At 71.5% G+C, this 24,400-nt stretch carries 23 protein-coding genes; 6 read left to right on the top strand and 17 right to left on the bottom strand.

Going from position 1 to position 24,400, the window contains the following annotated elements; genetic code table 11:
• Positions 1 to 54: 54 nt before the first annotated feature.
• Positions 55 to 1,542: an anthranilate synthase component I gene (locus tag ACIQD6_RS24260; protein ID WP_401885643.1), complete on the bottom strand. Its 1,488-nt coding sequence runs from the start codon at positions 1,540 to 1,542 to the stop codon at positions 55 to 57.
• A gap of 75 nt (positions 1,543 to 1,617) precedes the next feature.
• Complete coding sequence (gene hisI, locus ACIQD6_RS24255) at positions 1,618 to 1,983, bottom strand: phosphoribosyl-AMP cyclohydrolase (RefSeq protein ID WP_401885640.1); 366 nt, start codon at positions 1,981 to 1,983, stop codon at positions 1,618 to 1,620.
• A gap of 84 nt (positions 1,984 to 2,067) precedes the next feature.
• Here hisI and ACIQD6_RS24250 point away from each other — a divergent pair, with 84 nt between their 5' ends.
• Positions 2,068 to 2,703, top strand: coding sequence for a TIGR03085 family metal-binding protein (locus tag ACIQD6_RS24250; protein WP_401885638.1), 636 nt, complete (start codon positions 2,068 to 2,070; stop codon positions 2,701 to 2,703).
• 54 nt (positions 2,704 to 2,757) lie between these two features.
• Here ACIQD6_RS24250 and ACIQD6_RS24245 read toward each other — a convergent pair whose 3' ends face one another.
• The 10 genes from ACIQD6_RS24245 to hisD form a co-directional block, all read right to left on the bottom strand.
• Entirely contained in the window at positions 2,758 to 5,628 is a 2,871-nt protein-coding gene (locus ACIQD6_RS24245) for a LuxR C-terminal-related transcriptional regulator (protein ID WP_401885637.1), read from the bottom strand.
• Positions 5,629 to 5,849: 221 nt separating this feature from the next.
• Positions 5,850 to 6,827: an alpha/beta hydrolase gene (locus tag ACIQD6_RS24240; RefSeq protein ID WP_401885636.1), complete on the bottom strand. Its 978-nt coding sequence runs from the start codon at positions 6,825 to 6,827 to the stop codon at positions 5,850 to 5,852.
• 357 nt (positions 6,828 to 7,184) lie between these two features.
• The gene (gene hisF / locus ACIQD6_RS24235; RefSeq protein ID WP_401885634.1) at positions 7,185 to 7,952 is read right to left on the bottom strand and encodes an imidazole glycerol phosphate synthase subunit HisF; all 768 of its coding nucleotides are present in this window, start codon (positions 7,950 to 7,952) and stop codon (positions 7,185 to 7,187) included.
• Positions 7,949 to 8,398, bottom strand: a complete 450-nt coding sequence (locus ACIQD6_RS24230; RefSeq protein WP_401885632.1) for a RidA family protein — start codon at positions 8,396 to 8,398, stop codon at positions 7,949 to 7,951. The genes hisF and ACIQD6_RS24230 overlap by 4 nt, the downstream gene beginning before the upstream one ends.
• A complete protein-coding gene (gene priA, locus ACIQD6_RS24225) occupies positions 8,395 to 9,156 on the bottom strand; it encodes a bifunctional 1-(5-phosphoribosyl)-5-((5-phosphoribosylamino)methylideneamino)imidazole-4-carboxamide isomerase/phosphoribosylanthranilate isomerase PriA (RefSeq protein ID WP_401885629.1) in 762 nt (253 codons plus the stop codon). The genes ACIQD6_RS24230 and priA overlap by 4 nt, the downstream gene beginning before the upstream one ends.
• The gene (hisH, locus tag ACIQD6_RS24220; RefSeq protein ID WP_401885627.1) at positions 9,156 to 9,800 is read right to left on the bottom strand and encodes an imidazole glycerol phosphate synthase subunit HisH; all 645 of its coding nucleotides are present in this window, start codon (positions 9,798 to 9,800) and stop codon (positions 9,156 to 9,158) included. Before hisH ends, priA begins: the two co-directional genes overlap by 1 nt.
• On the bottom strand, positions 9,797 to 9,964 hold the full coding sequence (locus tag ACIQD6_RS24215; protein WP_401885626.1) for a hypothetical protein: 168 nt from the start codon (positions 9,962 to 9,964) through the stop codon (positions 9,797 to 9,799). Before ACIQD6_RS24215 ends, hisH begins: the two co-directional genes overlap by 4 nt.
• Positions 9,961 to 10,554, bottom strand: a complete 594-nt coding sequence (gene hisB / locus ACIQD6_RS24210; protein ID WP_401885623.1) for an imidazoleglycerol-phosphate dehydratase HisB — start codon at positions 10,552 to 10,554, stop codon at positions 9,961 to 9,963. Before hisB ends, ACIQD6_RS24215 begins: the two co-directional genes overlap by 4 nt.
• Entirely contained in the window at positions 10,551 to 11,660 is a 1,110-nt protein-coding gene (locus ACIQD6_RS24205) for a histidinol-phosphate transaminase (RefSeq protein ID WP_401886168.1), read from the bottom strand. The genes hisB and ACIQD6_RS24205 overlap by 4 nt, the downstream gene beginning before the upstream one ends.
• A gap of 35 nt (positions 11,661 to 11,695) precedes the next feature.
• The gene (gene hisD / locus ACIQD6_RS24200; protein ID WP_401885620.1) at positions 11,696 to 13,018 is read right to left on the bottom strand and encodes a histidinol dehydrogenase; all 1,323 of its coding nucleotides are present in this window, start codon (positions 13,016 to 13,018) and stop codon (positions 11,696 to 11,698) included.
• A gap of 269 nt (positions 13,019 to 13,287) precedes the next feature.
• Between hisD and ACIQD6_RS24195 the strand changes: the two genes are divergently transcribed.
• The 4 genes from ACIQD6_RS24195 to ybaK all read left to right on the top strand — a co-directional run bounded on the left by ACIQD6_RS24195 (position 13,288) and on the right by ybaK (position 17,523).
• On the top strand, positions 13,288 to 14,832 hold the full coding sequence (locus ACIQD6_RS24195; protein WP_401886165.1) for an oxidoreductase: 1,545 nt from the start codon (positions 13,288 to 13,290) through the stop codon (positions 14,830 to 14,832).
• A gap of 386 nt (positions 14,833 to 15,218) precedes the next feature.
• The gene (locus ACIQD6_RS24190) at positions 15,219 to 16,247 is read left to right on the top strand and encodes a hypothetical protein (RefSeq protein ID WP_401885617.1); all 1,029 of its coding nucleotides are present in this window, start codon (positions 15,219 to 15,221) and stop codon (positions 16,245 to 16,247) included.
• 5 nt (positions 16,248 to 16,252) lie between these two features.
• The gene (locus tag ACIQD6_RS24185; protein WP_401885615.1) at positions 16,253 to 16,993 is read left to right on the top strand and encodes an LON peptidase substrate-binding domain-containing protein; all 741 of its coding nucleotides are present in this window, start codon (positions 16,253 to 16,255) and stop codon (positions 16,991 to 16,993) included.
• Positions 16,994 to 17,022: 29 nt separating this feature from the next.
• Entirely contained in the window at positions 17,023 to 17,523 is a 501-nt protein-coding gene (gene ybaK / locus ACIQD6_RS24180; protein WP_401885612.1) for a Cys-tRNA(Pro) deacylase, read from the top strand.
• A gap of 15 nt (positions 17,524 to 17,538) precedes the next feature.
• On the opposite strand, the gene ACIQD6_RS24175 is transcribed toward ybaK, so the two are convergent.
• From ACIQD6_RS24175 to ACIQD6_RS24160, 4 genes are all read right to left on the bottom strand, one after another.
• Positions 17,539 to 18,207, bottom strand: a complete 669-nt coding sequence (locus tag ACIQD6_RS24175; protein WP_401885610.1) for a DUF2567 domain-containing protein — start codon at positions 18,205 to 18,207, stop codon at positions 17,539 to 17,541.
• Between the two features lie 34 nt (positions 18,208 to 18,241).
• A complete protein-coding gene (locus tag ACIQD6_RS24170) occupies positions 18,242 to 19,078 on the bottom strand; it encodes an ABC transporter permease (protein ID WP_401885609.1) in 837 nt (278 codons plus the stop codon).
• Between the two features lie 166 nt (positions 19,079 to 19,244).
• Positions 19,245 to 20,216, bottom strand: a complete 972-nt coding sequence (locus ACIQD6_RS24165) for an ABC transporter ATP-binding protein (protein WP_401886163.1) — start codon at positions 20,214 to 20,216, stop codon at positions 19,245 to 19,247.
• A 470-nt stretch (positions 20,217 to 20,686) separates the two neighbouring features.
• Positions 20,687 to 22,054, bottom strand: a complete 1,368-nt coding sequence (locus ACIQD6_RS24160) for an NYN domain-containing protein (protein WP_401885606.1) — start codon at positions 22,052 to 22,054, stop codon at positions 20,687 to 20,689.
• 241 nt (positions 22,055 to 22,295) lie between these two features.
• Between ACIQD6_RS24160 and ACIQD6_RS24155 the strand changes: the two genes are divergently transcribed.
• A complete protein-coding gene (locus tag ACIQD6_RS24155) occupies positions 22,296 to 22,481 on the top strand; it encodes a hypothetical protein (RefSeq protein ID WP_401885604.1) in 186 nt (61 codons plus the stop codon).
• 95 nt (positions 22,482 to 22,576) lie between these two features.
• Here the strand turns inward: ACIQD6_RS24155 and dnaE are convergent.
• A partial coding sequence (gene dnaE / locus ACIQD6_RS24150) for a DNA polymerase III subunit alpha (RefSeq protein ID WP_401885601.1) occupies positions 22,577 to 24,400 on the bottom strand: 1,824 nt, incomplete at its 5' end.

The raw sequence follows: 24,400 nt of genomic DNA, 5'->3' as shown, positions 1-24,400 counted from the left end.
AGGGTGTTCGCGGCGGCAGCCCGGAAACCGTGGATCAGCCCTGCGAACGGGAGATCAGCCGCCGTTCAGCCGGTTCGCCGTGTGTACGGCGCGGAGCACCGCGGCCGCCTTGTTGCGGCACTCGGTGTCCTCGGAGACCGGGTCGGAGTCGGCGACGACGCCCGCTCCCGCCTGGACGTACGCCGTACCGTCGCGCAGCAGCGCCGTGCGGATGGCGATGGCGGTGTCGGAGTCCCCCGCGAAGTCGAGGTAGCCGACGCAGCCGCCGTACAGCCCGCGCCGGGTGGGCTCCAGCTCGTCGATGATCTGCATGGCGCGCGGCTTCGGCGCCCCGGAGAGGGTGCCCGCCGGGAAGCAGGCGGTCAGCACGTCGAAGGCGCTGCGGCCCTCGCCGACCTGTCCGGTGACCGTGGACACGATGTGCATGACGTGCGAGTACCGCTCGACGGACATGAAGTCCACGACCTCGACGCTGCCGGGCTCGCAGACCCGCCCCAGGTCGTTGCGGCCGAGGTCGACCAGCATCAGATGCTCGGCGCGCTCCTTGGGGTCGGCGAGGAGCTCGTCGGCGAGGGCCTGGTCCTCCTGCGGGGTCGCGCCGCGCGGCCGGGTACCGGCGATGGGGTGCACCATCGCGTGCCCGTCCTCGACCTTGACCAGCGCCTCCGGGCTGGAGCCGACGACATCGAAACCGTCGAAGCGGAAGAGGTACATGTACGGGCTCGGGTTGGTGGCCCGCAGCACCCGGTAGACGTCCAGCGCGCTCGCGGTGACGGGGGTCTCGAAGCGCTGCGAGGGCACGACCTGGAAGGCCTCGCCCGCCCTGATCCGCTCCTTGATGTCCTCGACGACGTCCTGGTAGGCGGCGCCGCCCCAGCGCTCCGTGTACTCCGGCACCTCGGAGGCGGGCAGCGAGGTGGGCGCGGTGTGGACCGGCTCGGCGAGGTCGGCGGCCATGGCGTCGAGGCGGGCGACGGCGTCCGCGTACGCGTCGTCCACCCCGGTGTCGAGGTCGTTGTGGTTGATCGCGTTGGCGATCAGCAGGACCGTGCCGTCCCAGTGGTCGAGTACGGCGAGGTCCGAGGTGAGCAGCATGGTCAGCTCGGGGATGCGCAGATCGTCCCGCGCGTGGTCACCGATCTTCTCCAGCCGCCGGACGATGTCGTATCCGAGGTAGCCGACCATGCCGCCGGTGAAGGGCGGCATGCCGGAGGACAGGTCGCGGGGGGTGTGCAGGGTCTCGACGGTGGCGCGCAGGGCGGCCAGCGGGTCGCCGTCGACGGGGACGCCGACGGGCGGGGTGCCGAGCCAGTGGGTGCGGCCGTCGCGTTCGGTGAGCGTGGCGGCCGACCGTACGCCGATGAAGGAGTAGCGGGACCAGGAGCGCCCGTTCTCCGCGGACTCCAGGAGGAACGTGCCGGGGCGCTCGGCGGCGAGCTTGCGGTACAGGCCGACCGGGGTGTCGCCGTCCGCGAGGAGCCGCCTGCTGACGGGGATGACACGGCGGTCCACCGCCAGCTTGCGGAAGGTCTCGAGATCCATGGGCGCTGACCCTACTCGTTGCTCGGCACTCGTCACTCGTTGCTCATCACTCGTCGTCGGGCTTGTGCGGCCCGCTCACCCGAGCGGTAGTACGTCGGCCTCGAAGCAGGTGCGCGCGCCGGTGTGGCAGGCGGCGCCGACCTGGTCGACCTGGACGAGGACGGTGTCGCCGTCGCAGTCCAGGGCCACGGACTTGACGTGCTGGACATGGCCCGAGGTGTCGCCCTTGACCCAGTACTCCTGGCGGCTGCGGGACCAGTAGGTGCCGCGGCCGGTGGTCAGGGTGCGGTGCAGGGCCTCGTCATCCATCCAGCCGAGCATCAGCACCTCACCGGTGTCGTACTGCTGGGCGATCGCCGGGACGAGCCCGTCGGCGCTGCGCTTGAGGCGGTCGGCGATGGCGGGATCGAGTCCGCCGGTGCCCGCGGTCGTGCTGCTCATACGGCCATTGTGCCGCGTCCGCGCGGCGGCCCGTGTGGGATGTCCACTGGGCGGACGGGGCCGGGCCGCCGTACGCTTGCGCACATGTCGACCCATGCCAAGCGTGAACGACTTCTGCTCGCCGACCTGTTGGAGGCGACGGGCCCCGATGCGCCGACGCTCTGCGAAGGCTGGCTGACCCGCGACCTCGCGGCCCATGTGGTGGTGCGCGAGCGCCGCCCGGACGCGGCCGGCGGCATGCTGCTGGCCGCGCTCAGGAACCGGCTGGAGCGGGTGACCGCCGAGTACCTCGCGAAGCCGTACGAGGAGCTGATCCAGCTGATCCGTACGGGACCGCCCCGGATGTCCCCGTACGGCATCAAGCAGCTCGACGAGGTGGCGAACACCGTCGAGTTCTACGTCCACACCGAGGACGTCCGGCGGGCCCAGCCGGACTGGACGCCCCGGGAGCTGGACCGTGTCTTCTCGGACACGCTGTGGGCACGGCTGGAGAAGGGCGGCCGGATGATGGGGCGGAAGTCGCCGGTGGGCCTGGTGCTGCGCCGCCCGGACGGCCAGACGGCGGTGGCCCACCGCGGTACGCCGGTGGTGACGGTCACCGGGGAGCCTGGTGAGCTGATTCTCTTCGCGTTCGGACGGCAGAGCGTGGCGGATGTACAGCTGGAGGGGGACAAGGAGGCGATCGAGCGGGTGCGGGAGACGAAGCTGGGCCTCGCGTAGACGGCTGCCCCCGCGACCACTGGCCGGCAATCGTCGGCCGGTGGTCGTCGCAGGTCAGAGGTCGCGGCTCAGGCCGTAACGGTCCCCCGCGCCCCTGTCCTCCCGGTCCAGCAACCGCGGGTCCAGCAGCCGCGCCAGCTCCGTGCGTGAGCGCACCCCCAGCGTCGCGAAGACGTTCCGCAGATGGTGATCGACGGTGCGGGTGCTCAGCGAGAGCCGTAGCGCCACCTCCCGGTTGGTCGCGCCCTCCGCCACGCACCGGGCGATGCGCTGCTGCTGGGGGGTGAGCAGGACCAGCGGTCCTGGCGAGGCCGCCCCGCGCTCTCCGGGCACCGCCTCGCCCGCGGCGCGCAGTTCGCCCCGTACCCGCCCGGACCAGAGGCGGGCGCCGGAGCGTTCGAAGCCGACCAGGGCGTCCCGCAACGGGCCGCGCGCCTCGCGGGTTCTGCGCCGCCTTCGGAGCCAGTGCCCGTACAGCAGTTGGGTACGGGCCCGCTCGAAGTCGCCGCCCGCGCGCTCGTGATGGGCGAGCGCCTCCTCGTAACGGGCCGCCACCTCGGCGGGTGGGGCCAACAGGGCTCGGCAGCGGGCCAGTTGGGCGGGTGTCTGAGGGTCGGCGGTCCGTGCGGTCCAGGCCGCGAACTCCTCGACCACCGCGTACGCCTCGGCGCCCCGGCCCGCCAGCACCGCCGCCTCCACGAAGCACGGGACGGCCGGCATGAGGGCGGCGAAGTGGCCGCGCCGGGGCCCGGGGCGGACCAGCGGGGCGAGCCGCGCGGCGGCCTGGGCGGATCGGCCGTCGGCCAGTTCGGCACGGCCGACCGCCCACCCGGCGAGCGTGGCCGCCTGGGTGAGTCCGTGCGGCCCCGCGTCCGCCAGAGCCGCGTCGGCGTGTTCGGCGCAGGTCCGGGCGTCGCCCTCGACGGACGCGGCGAGGGCGAGGATCGCGTGCAGATGGGCGGCGGCGTTGCGCTGGCCCAGGCGGCCGGCGGCGGCCAGCCCCTCGCGGGCGTGGGCGCGGGCGCTCGCGTGCCGGCCGGCACGGAGTTCGCCGTACGCGAGGTGTTCCAGGGCCTGGGGCAGCAGCGCGTCCGGGCCGCGTGCGCGGACGGCGGCCAGCGCCCTGGCGCCCGCCCGGCACGCGGTGTCCACCTCGCCGAGGACGAGCGCGGCGATCCCGGCCCGCAGGAGCCGGGCCGGATCACCGGGGCCGGGGCGAGTGCCGGTACGGGCGCTGATCCCGGCGCTACGGAGCGCCTCCCCGGCGGAACCGAATCCGGGAGAACCGGAGCCGGTATCAGCTCCCGCGTGCTCCGCGCAGCCCCGCAGCAGCGCCCGGCCCGTCTCCGGACGGCCGTCGAGTACGGCGCAGATGCCCGCCCGGTACCGCTCCAGCGCCGGATCGCTCCGGCTCACCGGGATCCGCCGCATCGCGTCGAGACAGGCCGGCGCGTCGCCCATGGCCCAGGCCGCCTCCGCCGCGCCCAGCAGGGCGCTCACCGTACGGCTCTCGTCGTACGGGGCGAGCAGCGACGCAGCCGTGAGCAGGGCCTCCCGCGCGTCCGCGACCGGCCCGTCGCGCAGGGCGAGCAGGCCCCGTACGTAATGGGCCCGGCCGGGCGCGGGTACGGCGCGTACCCGGGCCAGCAGGACGCGCGCCCGGCCCGGTTCCCCGGCGAGCCAGGCGAGTTCGGCGGCGGCGGCGAAACGGGCTGCGCGCAGGGATTCGTCCGCGGAGAGTCCGGCGGCCCGGGTCAGGGCGGCGGCGCGGTCGGCGTGGGGGCGCGGCGGGACGGCGGCGGCCGCCAGTTCCCCGGCCAGCGCCGGATCGCAGCCGTCCGCCGCGCAGGCCCGCTGGATCAGCCGGGGCAGGCTCTCGTGCGGTGCGTCGAGCGCGGCGGCCAGCAGTCGGTGCACCGCGCGCCGGCGCGCCGGAGGTGACCGTCGCAGCACCGCCCGGCGTACGAGCGGATGCGTGAAGTGGACGCGGCCGGCCCCGCTGCGCACCACCCCGGCCGCCTCGGCCGGAGCGAGCGGGCCGAGGTCGATTCCGGCCGCCCGGCCCGCGCGCAGCAGCAGGACCGCGTCGGCGCCCGCCCCTTCGGGCTCGTGCTCCTCGGCCGCGGCGGCGAGGAGCAGCAGTGTGCGGGTGTCGTCGGACAGCGCCGCGAGTGGGGCGGCGTAGGCGTCGAGCAGGTCCTCGCCACCGGTCGGCGGCCGTGGCAGTGGGTGACGCCCCGTCAATTGGCTGTCTGTGAGGCGTGCGACGAGCGCCGTGAGCAGCCGGGGGTTGCCGACGCCCTCGTGCCGTAGCTCCTCCCGTACGGCAGCGTCGATCAGGCTGCCCGTCAATCGGTCGAGCAGCCCGGCCGAAGCGGCGGCGTCGAGCGGTGCGAGCCGTAGCGCGGGGAGTCCGGCGAAGGCCTCCGCGCCGTCCCGGTGGTCCGCGACGGTGAGCAGGACGGCGACGCGGGCTCCGGCGGCGAGCCGGCGTACCGCGAAGGCCAGTGCGGTACGCGAGTCGGGGTCCCAGGCGTGGGCGTCGTCGACACAGACCAGCAGCGGGCGACGGGCGCCGAGACCGGCCAGCAGGTCGAACAGGACGACGGGCGCGATCCCCGAGCGCAGGACGTCGGCGGGCGGTACGGGCAGCGGGAACCGCGCCGAGCAGAGCAGCGCGTGCACCCCGCTGTACGGCAGCAGCCGTTCGGCCGGGGCCGCCGTGGTGTGCAGGACCGGTCCGCCGCCGTGACGGTCGAGAGTGTGGCGTACCAGCGCGCTTCGGCCGAGTCCCGGCGGCGCGGTCAGTACGAGCGTGCCGCCGGTCCCGGCGGCCAGTCGGTTCACCATGGCGTCCAGGACGGCGAGTTCACCGCTTCGTCCGTACAGCCGTTGGGGGCGGTGCACGGTCGTCGATGGGGTCACGCCCGTCACGTTACTGCTGCGTAAACAACCCTGGAAGACTCGCGTCCAACACCGGATCGGCCGACGCGGCAAGGGCGGGGGCAGGGGTGTGGGCAGAGGTGTGGCAGAGGTGGGCCGACAGCCGCCCGGCCCGGTTGTGTACGGCACCGGGACACAGCGGAGTTGCCGGCGGCGACCGCATTGCACCACCGGCAACTCGCTTACCAGACAGGCTAGTTGAGTCAGGAGGCAGTGTGCGGGCAGTTGCCGCGGTATTCCTCGATCGTCGCGCTCGGCGCGGGGACCGGGCAGAGGAACTGTTCGTAGCGGGTGTCGCTGTCGATGAACCGCTTCAGCCAGGACACGCTGTACTTCGCGACGGTGGTGTTCGGCGAGGTCGGCGTGGAGTGGCTGGCGTTGTTGAGCTCCAGATACGCCTTGTCGAGCGTGCTGGGCAGCGACTGGTAGAACGGCTCGGAGAACGAGGCGACGGGGGCGACGGAATCGCCGTCCGCCCCGACCACCAGGGTCGGTGTACGGACCTCGGGCCAGGTGCTGTCCAGGTTCCAGCCGGTCAGCGGGATGGCCGCCTTCAGTGACGTACGGCTCTTGGCCGCCTCCAGCGAGCCGCCACCGCCCATCGAGTGCCCCATGACGCCGAGGCGCGCGCTGTCGATCCGGCCGCTGACCGTCGAACGCTGCGTCAGATAGTCCAGGGCGGCGAGGAGTTGACGGCCCCGGCTGTCGGGCGCGTCGAGAGTGGTGTTCGTGTCGATGGTGAAGACGACAAAGCCCTGGGAGGCCAGCCTCGGTCCGAGCCAGGCGACGCTGGACTGGGTGGCGGTGAAGCCGGGAGAGATCGCCACGGCCCCGAAGGTGCCGTCCGCGGTGGAGGTCGGGTAGTAGACCGTGCCACCGCCGAAGCCGGTGACGCTCGCCGAGGAGACGGTGATCTTCGAGACGGCGTAGTGGCCGCTGACGGCCTCGATGCCGGCCACAGTCGGCGCGGGACCACGCTCGTACGGATTGGCGGCGACCGTGGCGGTCGTGGTCTCGGTGGCGGCGGCCGTCGCGGTCGTTGCCTGGGCGCCCGAAACACCGGGGATCAGCGCGGCGAACAGACCGACGGTCGTGACCGAGGCCGCCCACAGGCTCCGGGCGCGACGCGAGCGGTCGGCGGTACGGCGGGGAACTCGCGCCTGAGAGTGCGGTCGCACCATGGGGGGTCCTCTCGGTCGTGGCGGAGCCACACCGGAGGCCGTGGGGGGTGCACCGGAGTGGGACCGCCATTTCACTGGCGGTCGCCACTGTCGCGGTGCAACTCGCACGGAAGCATCGGCAAGTTCACCGGTCTTGATGAACCGACCTCGTCACGAGTGGACGTCAACGCGGCCCATAGTCAGGGCTGATGACCGAAATCAACACTGCTACTCGACGCACCGCAGCTCGACGCACTGCAGCTCGATGCGCTGCTGCTCGATGCCCGGCGCCTGCACACCGGGCCCGACCCACCCGGCGTCGGCGCACCGGACTCAGCCCAACCCCGCTTCAGCCCACGGGACCTCACCACCCCGGCGTCAGCGCACCGGATGCCCCGCCTCCCGCAGCGTGCCCTTGACCTCCGAGATCCGCAGATCACCGAAGTGGAAGACGGAAGCGGCCAGTACGGCGTCGGCGCCCGCCGCGATGGCCGGCGGGAAGTCCGCCAGCCGGCCCGCGCCCCCGGACGCGATGACGGGCACGGAGACATGCTTGCGGACGGCCGCGATCATCTCCGTGTCGTAGCCGTCCTTCGTACCGTCGGCGTCCATCGAGTTCAGCAGGATCTCCCCGGCGCCCAACTCGGTGGCCCGGTGGGCCCATTCGACGGCGTCGATGCCCGTGCCCTTGCGTCCGCCGTGCGTGGTGACCTCGAACGACACCGCCCCGGACGCGGACGTGGTCCGCCGCGCGTCCACCGACAGGACCAGCACCTGGCGCCCGAAGCGCTCGGCGATCTCCCGGATGAGGTCGGGCCGCGCGATGGCCGCCGTGTTGACCCCGACCTTGTCGGCGCCGGCCCGCAGCAGTTTGTCGACGTCCTCGGGGGTACGGACGCCCCCGCCGACCGTGAGCGGGATGAAGACCTGCTCGGCGGTGCGGCGCACCACGTCGTACGTCGTCTCGCGGTCGCCGGACGACGCGGTGATGTCGAGGAACGTCAGCTCGTCGGCGCCCTCCGCGTCGTACAGGCGGGCCATCTCGACCGGGTCGCCGGCGTCCCGCAGGTTCTGGAAGTTGACGCCCTTGACGACCCGGCCGTTGTCGACGTCCAGGCAGGGGATCACCCGTACCGCGAGCGTCATCCGGCACCTCCGCGGTAGGCCTCGACCTCGACCTCGACGACCAGGCTCGGGTCGATGAAGCCGGAGACGACGATCATCGAGGAGACCGGTCGTACGGCGTCGAACAGTTCCTTGTGGGCGCGGCCCACGTCCTCGGCATCCCTCACATGGGTGATGTACATGCGCGTGCGCACCACGTGTTCGGCTCCGAGGCCCAGTTCCTCCAGCGCCTTGACGGCGACTCCGAAGGCGGTCCTGGCCTGCTCGTACGGGCCGCCGGAGGAGATCCTGCCGTCGACGACCGATGTGCAGCCCGCCACCAGGACAAGGCCGTTCGGAAGCTCCACCGCGCGGGAGTAGCCGATGGCCTCCTCCCACGGGCCGCCGGACGAGAGCTTCCGTACCGTCCCGGCCGGTACGACGCCGGTGCCGGCCTGAACGCCGTCCGTGCCCGTGCCGTCGCTCATCCGTTCACCGCCGCGAGCGCCTCTTCCAGGGTGAACGCCTTGGCGTAGAGCGCCTTGCCGACGATCGCGCCCTCGACTCCCGCGGGCACCAGCGTGGCGATCGCGCGCAGGTCGTCCAGCGAGGAGACACCGCCGGAGGCGACGACCGGCTTGTCGGTGGCGGCGCAGACGTTCTTCAGCAGTTCCAGGTTGGGCCCCTGGAGGGTGCCGTCCTTGGCGATGTCGGTGACGACGTAGCGCGCGCAGCCCTCGGTGTCGAGGCGGGCCAGGGTCTCGTACAGGTCGCCGCCGTCGCGGGTCCAGCCGCGGCCCCGGAGGGTCGTGCCGCGTACGTCGAGGCCGACCGCGATCCGGTCGCCGTGCTCGGCGATGATCTTGGCGACCCACTCGGGGGTCTCCAGCGCGGCGGTGCCGAGGTTGACCCGGGTGCAGCCGGTGGCGAGGGCGGCGGCGAGCGAGGCGTCGTCGCGAATGCCGCCGGACAGCTCGACCTTGATGTCCATGGCGGCGGCGACCTCGGCGATCAGCGCTCGGTTGTCGCCGGTGCCGAACGCCGCGTCGAGGTCGACCAGGTGCAGCCACTCGGCGCCGGAGCGCTGCCAGGAGAGCGCGGCTTCCAGGGGGGAGCCGTACGAGGTCTCCGAACCGGACTCGCCATGGACGAGCCGGACGGCCTGGCCGTCGCGGACATCGACGGCCGGAAGGAGTTCGAGCTTCGGCTCAAGAGACGCGGTGGACTCAGGAGACTGAGGAGACATCAGAGGGTTCCGATCCAGTTGGTCAGCAGCTGGGCGCCGGCGTCGCCGGACTTCTCGGGGTGGAACTGGGTGGCCCACAGTGCCCCGTTCTCCACGGCCGAGACGAACGGCTCGCCGTGGGTGGACCAGGTGACCCTGGGGGCACGGATCTTGGCGTTGGTGACTTCCAGGCTCCAGTCGTGCACGGCGTACGAGTGCACGAAGTAGAAGCGCTCCTCGGGGCCGAGCCCGGCGAACAGCCGGCTGTCCGACGGCGCCTCGACCGTGTTCCACCCCATGTGCGGGACGATCGGGGCCTGGAGCGGGCCGACCGTGCCGGGCCACTCGTCGAGGCCGTCGGTCTCCACGCCGTGCTCGATGCCGCGCTCGAAGAGGATCTGCATCCCGACGCAGATCCCCATGACGGGGCGTCCGCCGGCGAGCCTGCGGCCGACGATCCAGTCACCGCGGGCGGCGGTGAGCCCCTTCATGCAGGCGGAGAAGGCGCCGACGCCGGGCACGAGGAGCCCGTCGGCGTTCATGGCGCGGTCGAAGTCGCGGGTGATCTCGACCTCCGCGCCGGCGCGGGCGAGGGCGCGTTCGGCGGACCGGACATTGCCGAATCCGTAGTCGAACACCACGACGCTCTTGGTGCTCTTGCTCATTCCCAGATCCCTTGGATACGCAGGCCGCCGGCGACCAGACACAGCACGGAGCACAGGCCCAGCAGCACGATCACGCCCGTGGGCAGCTTCTGCTTGGAGAAGGAGTACACGCCTCCGGCCAGAAACAGACCGACAACGATCAAAATGGTGGACAGACCGGTCACAGAGCGCCCTTGGTCGAAGGAAGGATTCCGGCCGCGCGCGGGTCACGCTCCGACGCGTACCGCAGAGCGCGGGCGAGGGCCTTGAACTGGCACTCCACGATGTGGTGCGCGTTGCGCCCGTACGGGACGTGGACGTGCAGCGCGATCTGGGCCTGGGCGACGAAGGACTCCAGGATGTGCCGGGTCATCGTCGTGTCGTACTCGCCGATCATCGGCGCCATCTTCTCGGGCTCGGTGTGGATCAGGTACGGACGCCCGGAGAGGTCCACCGTCACCTGTGCCAGCGACTCGTCGAGCGGCACCGTGCAGTTGCCGAAGCGGTAGATGCCGACCTTGTCGCCGAGCGCCTGCCTGAACGCGGCGCCGAGGGCGAGGGCGGTGTCCTCGATGGTGTGGTGCGAGTCGATGTGCAGATCGCCCTCGGTCTTCACCGTGAGGTCGAACAGGCCGTGCCGGCCCAGCTGGTCGAGCATGTGGTCGTAGAAACCGACCCCGGTCGACACATCGACCTTGCCGCTGCCGTCGAGATCGATCTCGACGACGACGGAGGTCTCCTTCGTACTGCGTTCCACGCGGCCGATGCGGCTCATGCGCTCTGCTCCTTCTTGAGATCACGTACCGCGTCGAGGAACGCGTCGTTCTCGGGCGGGGTGCCGGCGGTGACCCGCAGCCAGCCCGGCACGCCGTTGTCGCGGATGAGGACACCCCGGTCGAGGATCCGCTGCCAGGCCGCGTGGGAATCCTCGAAGCGGCCGAACTGTACGAAGTTCGCGTCCGAGTCGGTGACCTCGTAACCGATCTCGCGCAACGCACCGACCAGGCGGTCCCGCTCGGCCTTGAGCGTCTCGACGTACCCCAACAGCGTATCGGTGTGTTCCAGCGCGGCCAGCGCGGTGGCCTGGGTGACGGCCGACAGGTGGTACGGCAGGCGCACCAGCTGGACGGCGTCGACCACGGCGGGGTGCGCGGCGAGGTAGCCGAGGCGCAGTCCGGCGGCGCCGAAGGCCTTGGACATCGTGCGGGACACGACAAGGTGCGGCCGGCCTTCGAGGAGCGGCAGCAGGGAGGGGCGGTGGCTGAATTCGACGTACGCCTCGTCCACCACGACCAGGGACGGCTTGGCCGCCTGGGCGGCCTCGTACAGCGCGAGGACCGTGTCGGCTTCGACCGCCGTGCCCGTCGGGTTGTTGGGCGAGGTGATGAAGACGACATCGGGCCGGTGCTCGGCGACGGCCTTCCGCGCGGCGTCCACATCGATGGTGAAGTCCTCGTTGCGCGGCCCGGAGAGCCAGCCGGTGCCGGTGCCGCGCGCGATGAGGCCGTGCATCGAGTACGAGGGCTCGAAACCGATCGCCGTACGGCCGGGGCCGCCGAAGGTCTGGAGCAACTGCTGGATAACCTCGTTGGAGCCGTTGGCGGCCCAGACGTTCGCCGCGGTCAGCGGGTGTTCCCCGGTACGGGACAGGTACGCGGCCAGCTCGGTGCGCAGCTCGACCGCGTCCCGGTCCGGGTACCGGTTGAGGCTCCGGGCGGCGTCGCGGACGCGCTCGGCGATCCGCTCGACCAGCGGCTCGGGCAGCGGGTAGGGGTTCTCGTTGGTGTTGAGCTGCACGGGGACGTCCAGCTGGGGGGCGCCGTACGGGGACTTGCCGCGCAGCTCGTCCCGTACGGGCAGGTCGTCGATCCCGAAATCGATCCCGAAGGATGAGGACGTGACGCCTTCGGTCGGACTCACTTGCCGGGCACCTTCCACTCGAACCGCGCCTTGAGCGCCGCGCCGTGCGCGGGCAGATCCTCCGCCTCGGCCAGCGTCACCACGTGATGGGTGACCTCGGCCAGCGCGTCCTTCGTGTAGTCCACGATGTGGATGCCGCGCAGGAAGGACTGGACGGACAGCCCCGAGGAGTGGCAGGCGCAGCCGCCGGTCGGCAGCACGTGGTTGGAGCCCGCGCAGTAGTCGCCGAGCGAGACGGGCGCGTACGGGCCGACGAAGATCGCGCCCGCATTGCGGACCCGCGCGGCCAGCGCGGCGGCGTCGGCGGTCTGGATCTCCAGGTGCTCGGCGCCGTACGCGTCGACGACCCGCAGGCCGTCCTCGACGGAGTCGACCAGCACGACGGCGGACTGCCGGCCGGCCAGCGCCGGGCGGACCCGGTCCTCGATGTGCTTGGTCGCGGCGACCTGGGGTGCCAGCTCCTTCTCCACCGAGTCGGCCAGCTCGGCCGAGTCGGTGACCAGGACGGCCGCGGCGAGCGGGTCGTGCTCGGCCTGGCTGATCAGGTCGGCGGCGACATGCACGGGGTCGGCGGTCGAGTCCGCGAGGACCGCGATCTCGGTGGGTCCGGCCTCGGCGTCGATACCGATCCGGCCGGTGAAGTAACGCTTGGCTGCGGCGACCCAGACGTTGCCGGGACCGGTGACCATGTTCACGGGCGCGCACTCGTCGGTCCCGTACGCGAACATCGCGACGGCCGTGGCGCCACCCGCCGCGTACACCTCGTCGATCCCGAGCAGCGCGCACGCGGCCAGGATCGTCGGGTGCGGCAGCCCGTCGAACTCACGCTGCGCCGGAGAGGCCAGGGCGATCGACTCGACGCCCGCCTCCTGGGCCGGCACCACATTCATGATCACGGACGACGGGTAGACGGACCGGCCGCCCGGCGCGTAGAGCCCCACGCGCTCGACCGGCACCCACTTCTCGGTGACCGAGCCACCGGGCACGACCTGGGTGGTGTGCGAGGTGCGCCGCTGAGCGCGGTGCACCAGCCTGGCCCGCCGGATCGACTCCTCCAGGGCGGCCCGTACAGCGGGGTCGAGCCCCTCCAGCGCCTCGGCGAGGGCGGCCACGGGCACCCGTACCCGCTCCAGCTTCACCCCGTCGAACCGCTCCGCGTACTCGATCAGCGCCGCGGTGCCCCGATGACGCACGTCCTCGCAGATGGGCCGCACCTTCTCCAGGGCGGCTTCCACATCGAACTCGGCTCGGGGCAGCAGGTCACGCAGGGCCGCACCCTCGGGGAGGGTGTCGCCGCGCAGATCGATTCGTGAGATCACGGGGTCAATTCTCGCAGACCGGATCAGACGCCCGGTCCCGTGTATCACTGGCTGATACATGTTCCGGAACCTGGGCTTCACGACTAGCGTTCAGTACGTCACCCAGCGGGAACAACGCTTGTGACAACCAACTGTCATCACGTGCACAGACCACTACCTGTCATCAGTTGTTCGGACCATCTGTACGCACACGGGGAAGCGGAGGCGCGGCAGTGACCGAGCCGCAGAACGACGAATCTCCCGACTGGCTCAGCGCGGCGGAACTCGGCATGTGGCAATCGTTCCGCAACGGCAGCACATACGACCTGAGCACTTCGGACCCACTGCTCGACGATCCTTTCTCGCCACACCCCTGGGGCACGGAACGCAGCGTCCGCGCCCGGGTGATCGCCCTGCTCCTGCTCAGCGGACCGGCCGCCCTGCCGGGCCGCGTCGCGGCGCTCAAGCTCCGCGGAGTGCAGATCACCGGCACGCTCAACCTCGCGGGCGGCACGGTCGCCCCGTACGTCGAGCTGAACCACTGCCGCTTCGAGAACGAGGTGGTGCTGCCCGAGTCACGCTTCACCACCCTGCGCATGGCCGGCTGCGCGATACCGCGGCTGGAGGCCGCCAGGCTGCAGACCGAGGGCGATCTGCACCTCCCACGCTGCCGGGTCGAGCGGGGCATCCGGCTCACCGACGCACAGATCGGCACCGATCTGCTGATCAGCCAGATCGATGTACGCCCCGACCGGCTCGGCCGGGCGATCACCGCCGACGGCATGTGTGTCGCCCAGGACCTCCAGGCCGACCAGATCGAGACCCACGGCGAGGTCAGCCTGCGCGGCGCCAAGGTCGGAGTGTCCCTGAGCATGCGCGGCAGCCGGCTGCGTGGCGCGCGGGAACGCCGCGCGCTCAACGCCCCGCAGCTGACCGTGGAGCGCTCGCTCTACCTGGCGAGCGCCTGGGTGAGCGACGAGACCGACACCGCCGGGGCCACTCCCCCGCACGGCACCGGGCGGGTCACCACACCGGTCCGCGGCACGCGATTACAGCGATTCGAGTGCCGCGGCGGGGTACGGCTGGACGACGGCCGGTTCGGTGACGCGATCGACCTGGAGCAGGCACGTTTCTTCCTGTCCCCCGAGGAAGAGCTGTCCCTGCGCCGGATCGCCACCCCCGAGCTGCGGTTCAAGTGCGAACGCGTCGAGGAGGGCCGGGTCGTCCTGAGCGGCGCGAAGATCATCACCCTGGTCGACATGTCGACCAGCTGGCCGGGGCCCGGCGGCCTCGCCATGGGTGGCTTCGTGTACGAGAACCTCGTCCCGTTCGGCCACTTCCCGCTGCTCAGGCGGCTGGAATGGGTGGAGGCGGCGACCCCGGAGTACTCCCCCGAGCCGTACGAACGCCTCGCCCAGGTGCTGCGCAACAGCGGCGAGGACGCGGACGCGCGCGAGGTCCTGCTGGCCAAGCAGCGACGCCGCCGCGCGACCATGCCCCTGGCCGCGAAGCTCTGGGGCTACCTCCAGGACTGGACGGTCGCGTACGGCTACCGCCCCGGCCGTGCGGCGCTGTGGATGGCGATCCTCTGGGGAGCCGGCACGATCGCCTTCACCCGCCACGCCCCACCGGCCATGAAAGCCGCCGAACACCCGGAGTGGAACCCGGCGCTCTACGCCCTGGACCTGCTGGTACCGGTGATCAACCTGGGCCAGGACGGGTACTGGCGGCTCCAGGGCGGGTGGCAGTGGCTGGGGGCGGCGCTGGTACTGCTGGGCTGGATCCTGGCGACAACGGTGGCGGCGGGCGCGAGCCGCCTCTTGCGGCGCAGCTGACGGTCGCCGTCCGGCGGGGTGCGGGTGCGGTGCGCCGTCCGGCGGGGGATGCGGGTGCGGGGCGGGTTTGTGGTGGGTGCGGGGGACGGGGTCTCCGGAGGCGCATGTCCGGACTGCATGCTGTGCTTTTCCGGGGGACACCCCCGGACCCCCGTACGCCGCGTGCGGGTGTGCTTTTCGGGTGCGGGTTCGCAAGCGGCACACATCACGCTCTACGTCCGGACACGTCACCTCCTGCGACCCCGACCCCCTCCCGCCGGCTCCCCGCCTGCGGGCCACGTCGGCCATACTTCTTTGCCGTTTCTTGACCTGGCCGGAGACAACCTTCGTTCCGATACCAAAGCTTGACAGCCGCCCCCTGGCGCCTCCGTCACCTGCGGTTTTCAATGGTCCGCACGATGTCCTTGCTCCGCGCCCTGATCAGCACCGCGCGCATGATCCGGCACACCCCGCAGCTGGCCGTCGGGCTGCCCCCGGACGACGCGGTGCTGCTCGACGCCCCCGACGAGCGGCTCGCCCCCGCCCTGGTGGCCGCCGCTGTCGGCGAGTACGAGCCCGCGGCGAAGCTGCTCGCGATCACACGGGAGTCCGCCGAGTGGGAGAACCGCGACCGCTATGTGGCCCGGCTGGCGGCCTTCGCCCACGGCCGTGACGCGTGGCTGGCGGCCTGGCTGCGCGCCGCGCCCCGCGATCCCGACGCGCTTCTCGTCCGGGCCGAGCTGGCTGTCCGCAGGGCCTGGGAGTCGCCGGCGCGGGCCGAGCGGCTCCGCGAGACCGGTCCGCTGATCGACGCGGCGGCCGACGGCGACCCGCGCGATCCGGTGCCGTGGCGCGTCGCGCTCGACCACGCGCGCGGTACGCATGTCCCGCACACCGCCTTCGAGTCGCTGTGGGAGCAGGCCGTGCGCCGCTCCCCGCACCACTACGGCTGCCATGTCTCGGCGCTCCAGTACCTGTCGGCCGAGTGGTACGGCTCGCACCGCGAGTGCTTCGACTTCGCCGAACAGGCGGCGCACGACACGCTGCCGGGTTCGCTCGTCCGGGCATTGCCGGTGCGGGCGGCCTTCACCCAGCTGCTGAGCGGTGAGCCCACCTCCGCACAGGCCGACCGGATCGACGCGGCGGCGGATCTCGCGATCGAGGTGTCCGCCGGGTACGAGGCGGGCGATCCCTGGCCGGCCGAGATCCGCAATCTGCTGACGTACGTCCTGGTGGAGCGGGGCCGCTGGGACGCGGCGCTGGAGCAGTTCCGGCTGATCGGGCCGTACGCGACCTCCTTCCCGTGGACTTGTTTCACCGACGATCCGCTCGGCCGGTTCCTGGAAACACGGGATGGCGTCAAGATCCAGGTGGCCTCGACAATGCCTTTAAGCAACCGGGCCGCCCGGAGAGGGGCCCATGGCCATTACGCTTGACCGTTGTGACCACCGCACGCCTCCCTCTCTTCCCGCTGAACGCGGTTCTGTTCCCGGGCCTCGTCCTGCCCCTGAACGTCTTCGAGGAGCGCTATCGCGCGATGATGCGTGAGTTGCTCAAGACCGACGAGTCCGAGCCGCGCCGCTTCGCCGTGGTCGCCATCCGCGACGGACACGAAGTCGCGCCGAGCGCACCCGGAATGCCGGACGGTACGGCCGCGCCCGAGCCGGGGCCCACCGCCGGCTTCGGCCCCGAACCCCTGACCGCCTTCAACTCGGTGGGCTGTGTCGCGGACGCGGCGACGATCCACGAACGCCCGGACGGCAGCTTCGAGGTGATGGCCACCGGCACGACCCGTGTCCGGCTGCTGTCGGTCGACGCGAGCGGCCCGTATCTGACGGCGGAGGTGGAAGAGCTGCCGGAGGAGACCGGGGAAGGCTCGGGCGCGCTCGCCGAGGGCGTACTGCGGGCGTTCCGCAGCTACCAGAAGCGACTGGCCGGGGCACGCGAGCGCTCGCTGTCCGCGAGCGACGAACTGCCGGACGAGCCCTCGGTGGTGTCGTATCTGGTCGCCGCCGCCGCCGTACTGGACAACCCGTCGAAGCAGCGGCTGCTGGAGGCCCCGGACGTCGCGGCGCGGCTGCGCGAGGAGCTGAAGCTGCTGCGGTCCGAGACGGCGGTGATCCGCCATCTCCCGTCGCTGCCCGCCACGGATCTGACCAAGGCGCCGACAAGCCCCAACTGACGCCCCAACTCACCAAGAAAAGAACCGCGTTGGCGAAGAAGTCCAAGAAACAGCAGTCCGGAGGCACCCCGGCGACGGTCGCGCTGACGGCGGCGGGCACGGCGTACACCCTGCACGCGTACGAGCACGACCCGGCCTCGCCCTCCTACGGAGAGGAGGCGGCCGAGGCACTGGGCGTCTCTCCCGACCGGGTCTTCAAGACGCTGGTCGCGGAGGTCGACGGCGAACTGACCGTGGCCGTCGTCCCGGTGGCCGGTTCGCTGGATCTCAAGGCCCTCGCGGCGGCAGTAGGCGGCAAACGGGCGGTGATGGCGGACCCGGCGGCCGCTGAGCGGACGACGGGCTATGTACGCGGCGGGATCTCCCCGCTCGGCCAGCGCAAGCGGCTGCGTACGGTCCTGGACAGCTCGGCGGACGGGCACGCGACGATCTGCGTCTCGGCGGGCCGCCGGGGCCTGGAGGTCGAGCTGTCCCCGACGGACCTGACAGCGCTCACCACGGCGGTACTGGCACCCATCGGCCGCGTTTAGGGCGTCCCGGAACGACTACGACGGGCCGTCCTGCGCCGGACCGTCGTGCGCCGACGGCGGCACCGGTCCCCAGTCCTCCTCCGGTTCCGGATCACGCGGACCGAACAGCGCCGTCAGGGCGAGGTGGACCACCATCGCCGCGACGGGCCACGCCAGCAGTCCGCCCTTCGCGTTCAGTTCGAGCGGCGCGTCGAAGGTGACCCCCTTGCCGGCCGCCTTCGCGTGCGCCACCACGTCCGACGTGGGGCCGAGGTACACGCCGAACCTCCAGGCGAGCACCGAGCCCAGCAGCCCGCCCATCGCCAGGCCCGCCACCAGCGGGATGCCGCCGTGCCTGCGGGCCAGGAAGACCAGCGCGCCACTGATCACGCCGAAGGCGAGCGCCAGCAGGATGAACGTACCGTCGGAGGCGATCGCCTCCTCGCCCTCCGTGTCCTTGAGGTAGACCGCCGTACTGTCGGAAATCAGGGGGACACGCGGCGCCAGCCACAGCCACAGCAGCCCGAGCAGCAGGCCCGGCACCGCGACCGCGACCAGTACCACGGCGGCCTGCCGCACCTCGGTCTTCATATCGGGCCCGTCCTGCGCCTCCTCAGCCCCCGGACAGGGCGAGGCTCCGCCCGGCGGCTTCTGCCACGGGTCGTCGTGCGGCGGCTGGTGAGGCGGTGTCAGAGGTGCGGTCACTCCGCCATCGTGCCAGGCCCGGCCCCCGCATGCCTCATCGGACCGCGGCCCGCCGGTACGCCCAGGTCGCGACGGCCAGCGAGAAGACGCCGACGGCCGCGCAGACCGCGAGGTCGAGGGCGACGGCCGTCCAGTCGGGATGCGCGTCGAACGTACGGGCGAGCGCCTCGACACCGTACGTGGACGGCAGCAGATCCCGTGCGTACGTGATCGGCCCCGGCAGCCTGTCCGCTGGCAGTACACCCAGCAGCAGCGCCGCGGTCATTCCCAGCTGGCCCAGCAGGGTCGCCAGTTCCTGGCGGGGCGCGAGCAGCCCGAGCGCCGCGCCGAGACCGGCGAGGGCCGCACCCGACAGCGGAATGACCGCCACCAGCACCCAGAGATGGGTCAGGGGCAGCTGGAAGAGGATGCTGCCGGTCACAGCCGTGACCGCGGTGCCGGGCACCGTGAAGGAGGCGTACGCCCCGGCCGCGCCGAGCACCACGGCGGCGGGCGGCACGGGCAGCGTCGCGTAGTGGTCCAGGCCGCCGCTCGCCCGCATCTGGCCGAAGTACTGGGCGAGGAGATTGAGCGCCACGAACGCGACGACGAGCACGGTCGACCCGGCGACCACCGCCCGCGCCTCGTCGCCCCCGTCCACCACGCCCCGCATCAGGATCATGATCCCGACGGACTGGAACGTCGCCACGAAGAGCAGCGGAATCCGGGCGACCCGGGCCCGCGACAGCTGCGCGCGGTAGACGGCGGCGAGCGAGGGAAACAACCGCGCCCGGGGCGCGAGAGGCGCGGGCCTGCCGCGCCCCGCCTGGGCGGGGATGTCTGCTGCCGGCCGGATTTTCCCGGACACGGCCTCCGCAGGCACGATGCTCACCTGACGCTGCTCCTGTTCGGTACGTGCGGTACGGACAGACGGATACGGTCCGCGTCACGGCGGGAAAAACCGACCGCCGCGGGGCCCCACCCTGTCACGGCATCCAGGAGCCCGTGACGAGAAGGCGACACCGCACGCGTCCGCCCGCACGTGACCGTACCGGCCCTCATGCCTTCACCAGCCCCTTCGCCCGCCCGCCGAGCGCCAGATACACGTCCTCCAGGCTCGGCGTCGCCAGCGTGAAATCGTCCAGCGCCGCGAACGCCGCGCCTCCGGTCACCGCGGCGACCGCCGCACGCGCCTCGTCCGGAGCGAGCCGCAGCACCCAGCGGCGCCCCGACTCCTCGGCGGAACCGCGCAGAGCCGCGACCTCGGGAACATCGAGCGGCGCACGCTCACGCCACACGAGCTCGACCCTGACCTCTCCCGCGACCTGTTCCTTCAGACCCGCCGGGGTGTCACAGGCGATGACCTTGCCACGCTCCAGCACGGCGACCCGGTCGAGCACCGTCTCCGCCTCGATGACGTTGTGGGTGACGAGCAGCACGGTCGCCCCGTGCTCGGCCCGCCGCCGGTCCACCGCGGCCCACACCGCACGCCGCGCGACGGGATCCATACCGGTGGTCGGCTCGTCGAGAATCAGTACGGACCGCTCCCCGACCAGCGCGGCGGCGACACAGGCCAGCCGCCGCTGCCCACCGGACAACTTCTTGAGCGGACGCCCGGCGATCTCGGTGAGCCCCAGCTCCCCCAGCACCACATCCCGCTCCACCCGCGCCTCCCGCAACGCGAGCCCCCGCAACCGGCCGGTGGTCTCCGCGGCGAGCGACACGGTCAACTCGTCCAGCGCGGACGATTCCTGACCGAGGTAACCGACAAGCCGGGAAGCCCGCTCGGGATGGCGCACCAGATCGTGCCCGAGAACCTCAACACTGCCGGAATCAGGCCGCATCAACCCGGTCAGCTGCCGTACGAGCGTGGACTTGCCCGCCCCGTTGGGCCCGAGCAGACCGAAGATCTCACCACGCCGGACCTCAAGAGAAATCCCATCGGTGGCACGCACCGCGGGCGTCGCGGGAACCCCACGCCTACCGCGCGCGGCGGGGTACGTCTTGACCAAATCGCGCACCACGCACACCGTACTCACGAACAATGACCATACGTTGTGCCGGAGCGGCCTGTTTTTTGGGGGCTCGGTTCGCCTCCGGGGCGCTTTCAGCCCCTGTCGACGGTCGACCGTGCTCGGTTCGCTCGTACCTCACAAACCTGCGCGCGCTCTCCCTCACGACAGCGGCGCGCCCCTTCGGCTCACTCGCCGGCGACGACACCACCCCAACGTCCAGGCACCCCAACACCAGAGACGCAGGCAGAAACCGACCGCGGCCCGCAGACGAGGACCGGCGGGAGGGGGACGGGGGCGCAGGAGGTGACGTGTCCGGACGTAGAGCGTGATTTGTGCCGCACACCGGCCCGCACCCGACCACGAAACCCGCACGCGGCGTAAATCATGCAGTCCGGACATGCGCCTCCGGAGGCCCCGGCCCCCGCACCCACCACAAACCCGCCCCGCACCCGCATCCCCCGCCGGACGGCGACACCGCACCCCACCTACACCGACGGCGCCTGATCCGCCGCCGCCCGAACATCGATCTCCCGCCAGAACCCGGCCCGAATCGCATACCGGTCGTGCTCGTCGATCTGGTCGTCCTTGTGCGCCAGCAGCCCGAACCGCGCCGCGTACCGCAGCAGTTCACCGTCGATCCGGTGCGGCACCCGCGGATACATCACGGACAGCTTCTGCACATGGTTCGCCTCCGGCAGCCGTTCCATCCAGCGCCGGGCGAAGACCTGCCCCACCTCGAAGGGGTCGCCCCCCACCGTCGTGATGTCCTCCTCGCGGTCCGCCCACCGCTGCTCGGCGCTGGTGAGCTGGGCCAGCGTCGGCAGGGACGCCGTCTCCGGGGGCTCGCCCGCCGTACCGGCGCCGGGCCGCTCGACCCATCCCTTGTCGGAGGACCAGCGGAGCGTCGCGCCCGCCGGATGCGGGCCCTGCGGCGGGGCGGCCGACGGGGCGGTGGCACCCGGACCGCGCAGGCTCGCCAGGTCCTTGGGGGTGGGGACGCTCCTGGCGCCTGGGGAACCGGCGTGGGGATCGGAGCCGTGCTCGGTGGACGGTACCGCCACCCCGTTCCGCCCGTGCGCGACACCAACCGGGCCCACCGGGCCCACCGCGCCGACCCCGCCGGCCGCACCCGCGCCCGCACCCGCCCCGGCCGCCGTACCCGCACCACCCGCCGCCGCCTCCGCCTCGGCCGCCCGCTCCGCCGACGCGGCGAGCGCCGATTCGGGCAGTGGCGCGGAGAGGATCGCCGCGATCTCGGGGCGCGGCGCGGGTGAGGGCGCGCAGACGCCGCCAAGGTCCTTCGGGCGTACGGCCTTGGTGATCCAGGTCCGGTCGAGCACGCGCCGTTCGTCGGCCTCGGCGACCAGGTCCTCGGACTGGTTGTAGTCGCCGTCCGCGGCCTGGACGGCCCAGAGGTGTACGGCGACGCCGTGTTCCTTGGCGGACATCAGGCCGGGCAGCAGATCGCCGTCGCCGGTCACCAGCACCACATCCGAGCAGGCGCGATTTCTGGCCAGTTCGGTCAGCTCTGCGTGCATCGCCGCGTCAACGCCTTTCTGCGCCCAGCGCCCGTCGCTGCGGGTGAGGGCGCCGAGCCGGACGGTCACACGGGGCATCACCCGCAGGCGTCTGTGCTCGGGCTGCGGGACCCGGTCGGGGGCTCCGTCGAACCAGTAGATACGGAGCAGCGGCTGTTCCGTATCGGCCTCGGCCCCTTCGCGCAGGCCCTGAATGAGGGCGGCGTGGTCGACGGTGATGCGGGAACGGGCCGGTTCTCCGGCGAGGAGACTCGCGGCGGCGCCCAGCAGGTAACCGGCGTCCACCAGGACGACGCAGCGGTCCACGTGTTCCACCCTCTTTCGGGAACCTCGGGGTAGCGGGACAGGGGAGATCGGGAGTTACTGCGGGTTTCCTTCGAGTCTGCCCGACAGCGAGAGGCTTAACGTCCGGAACTCGATCATCGGCGTGGCGTATCTCGGGGTGACCCGTTGACAAGGGCCCACTACACACGGCAATGATCCAAAATGCGCCTTTTCCTAGCCTATGTGAGGCTGAACGCGGCCCTGGCCCCCACATTCCCGCAGGAGGCACACCATGGCTAAGAACAAGAACCGAGATCGTGGTGGTAAGCAGCACAACCGGCCGGCCGCGGAGCACGAGTCCGAGCAGTCGAAGTCCTCGTCCTCGTCCCAGGACGCTTCGACAGAGGAGAAGCTGTCGCACATAACGCCGTCGGACGTAGCCCAGAAGGGCCGCCAGAAGCGCTTCGGCCACAACTGACGGCCCGCACACACGAATCTGCACACACGAATGAGGGGCACGCCCGTAACCGGGCGTGCCCCTCAGACACATGCAGGCGATACGACGCCCAGGACTCAGCCGGCCAGGCAGGCCGGCCCGAGCAGGACCTTCAGGTCCCCGAAGAGCGCCGGGTCGGGCTGGACCCGGTGCCGGTCGAGCCGGAGCACCGTGGTCTTCCTGGCGCCCTGGAGCTTGATCCGGACCTCCGAGTTGCCCCGGTGGTGGCTGAGGATCTCGCCGAGCCTGCTGATCATCGGCGGGGTGACCTTCACCGTGGGGATGGTGATGGTGACGGGCGCGTTCGTCCCGGCGGACGACAGGTCCGGGACGGCGAGTTCCATGGCGACCAGCCGGGGGATGTCCTCGCGCTTGTCGAGGCGGCCCTTGACGAAGACCACGGTGTCCTCGACCAGCTGGGTCGAGACCAGCTGGTAGGTGGCGGGGAAGAACATGCACTCGATCGAACCGGCCAGGTCCTCGACCGTCGCGATCGCCCAGGCGTTGCCCTGCTTGGTCATCTTGCGCTGGAGGCCGGAGATGATGCCGCCGATGGTCACGACCGCGCCGTCTCCGTGCTCGCCGCCGGTGAGCTGTGAGATCGCGGCGTCCGACTTGTCGGAGAGGACGTGCTCGATACCGAAGAGGGGGTGGTCGGACACGTACAGGCCGAGCATCTCGCGCTCCTGCGCGAGCAGATACGACTTGTCCCACTCGATGTCGGAGAATTCGATGTCGAGCCCGAAGCCGGGCTCGCTGGTCTCGTCGTCACCGCCGCCGAAGAGGTCGAACTGCCCCTCGGCCTCCTTGCGCTTGACCTGCACCACGTTGTCGATCATCGGCTCGTGGTGGGCGACCAGCCCCTTGCGGGTGTGGCCCATCTCGTCGAAGGCACCGGCCTTGATCAGCGACTCGACCGTCCGCTTGTTGCAGACGACCGCCTCGACCTTGTCGAGGAAGTCCGGGAACGTGGCGTACTTCCCCTTCGCCTTACGGCACCGGATGATCGAATCCACCACGTTCTGCCCGACGTTGCGCACCGCCGTCAGACCGAACAGGATCACATCGTCACCCTGCGCCGCGAAGTTCGGCTGCGACTCGTTCACACTCGGCGGCAGCACCTTGATCGCCATCCGTCGGCACTCGTTCAGATAGACCGCCGACTTGTCCTTGTCGTCCTTCACCGAGGTGAGCAGCGCCGCCATGTACTCGGCGGGGTAGTTCGCCTTCAGGTACGCGGTCCAGTAGGTGACCAGTCCGTACGCGGAGGAGTGCGCCTTGTTGAACGCGTATCCGGCGAAGGGGACCAGCACGTCCCACAGGGCCTTGATCGCCTCGTCGGAGTAGTCGTTCTTCTTGGCGCCGGCGTGGAAGAGGACGAAGTTCTTCTCCAGCTCGTCGGCCTTCTTCTTGCCCATCACGCGGCGCAGGATGTCGGCCTCGCCCAGGGAGTACCCGGCGATGATCTGGGCGGCCTTCTGCACCTGCTCCTGGTACACGATCAGGCCGTGGGTGAGGCCGAGGACCTCCTTGAGGGGCTCCTCCAGCTCCGGGTGGATCGGCGTGATCTCCTGCTGGCCGTTCTTGCGCAGCGCGTAGTTCGTATGCGAGTTCATGCCCATCGGGCCCGGCCGGTACAGGGCCGAGACGGCGGAAATGTCCTCGAAGTTGTCGGGCTTCATCAGCCGCAGCAGCGACCGCATGGGCCCGCCGTCGAACTGGAAGACGCCGAGCGTGTCGCCCCGGCAGAGCAGTTCGTACGTCTTGGGGTCGTCCAGCGGGATGGTCAGCAGGTCGAGGTCTTTGCCCTTGTTGGCCTTCACCATCTTGACGGCGTCGTCCATGATGGTCAGGTTCCGCAGGCCCAGGAAGTCCATCTTCAGCAGGCCGAGCGACTCACA

This window comes from Streptomyces sp. NPDC088400, from assembly GCF_044753355.1.
GTDB lineage: Bacteria > Actinomycetota > Actinomycetes > Streptomycetales > Streptomycetaceae > Streptomyces.
The sequence above is the reverse complement of the archived record's forward strand: the minus strand, read 5'-3'. Positions and strand labels throughout refer to the sequence as shown.

Bases quoted from the DNA above. Each gene is read 5' to 3' on its own strand.
- hisI (WP_401885640.1), bottom strand. From the start codon at position 1,983: ATGAGCAGCACGACCGCGGGCACCGGCGGACTCGATCCCGCCATCGCC.
- ACIQD6_RS24195 (WP_401886165.1), top strand. From the start codon at position 13,288: ATGTGGCAATCGTTCCGCAACGGCAGCACATACGACCTGAGCACTTCG.
- ACIQD6_RS24190 (WP_401885617.1), top strand. From the start codon at position 15,219: ATGGTCCGCACGATGTCCTTGCTCCGCGCCCTGATCAGCACCGCGCGC.
- ACIQD6_RS24260 (WP_401885643.1), bottom strand. From the start codon at position 1,542: ATGGATCTCGAGACCTTCCGCAAGCTGGCGGTGGACCGCCGTGTCATC.
- hisH (WP_401885627.1), bottom strand. From the start codon at position 9,800: ATGAGCAAGAGCACCAAGAGCGTCGTGGTGTTCGACTACGGATTCGGC.
- hisF (WP_401885634.1), bottom strand. From the start codon at position 7,952: ATGACGCTCGCGGTACGGGTGATCCCCTGCCTGGACGTCGACAACGGC.
- ACIQD6_RS24155 (WP_401885604.1), top strand. From the start codon at position 22,296: ATGGCTAAGAACAAGAACCGAGATCGTGGTGGTAAGCAGCACAACCGG.
- ACIQD6_RS24230 (WP_401885632.1), bottom strand. From the start codon at position 8,398: ATGAGCGACGGCACGGGCACGGACGGCGTTCAGGCCGGCACCGGCGTC.
- hisB (WP_401885623.1), bottom strand. From the start codon at position 10,554: ATGAGCCGCATCGGCCGCGTGGAACGCAGTACGAAGGAGACCTCCGTC.
- ACIQD6_RS24240 (WP_401885636.1), bottom strand. From the start codon at position 6,827: ATGGTGCGACCGCACTCTCAGGCGCGAGTTCCCCGCCGTACCGCCGAC.
- ACIQD6_RS24250 (WP_401885638.1), top strand. From the start codon at position 2,068: ATGTCGACCCATGCCAAGCGTGAACGACTTCTGCTCGCCGACCTGTTG.
- priA (WP_401885629.1), bottom strand. From the start codon at position 9,156: ATGTCTCCTCAGTCTCCTGAGTCCACCGCGTCTCTTGAGCCGAAGCTC.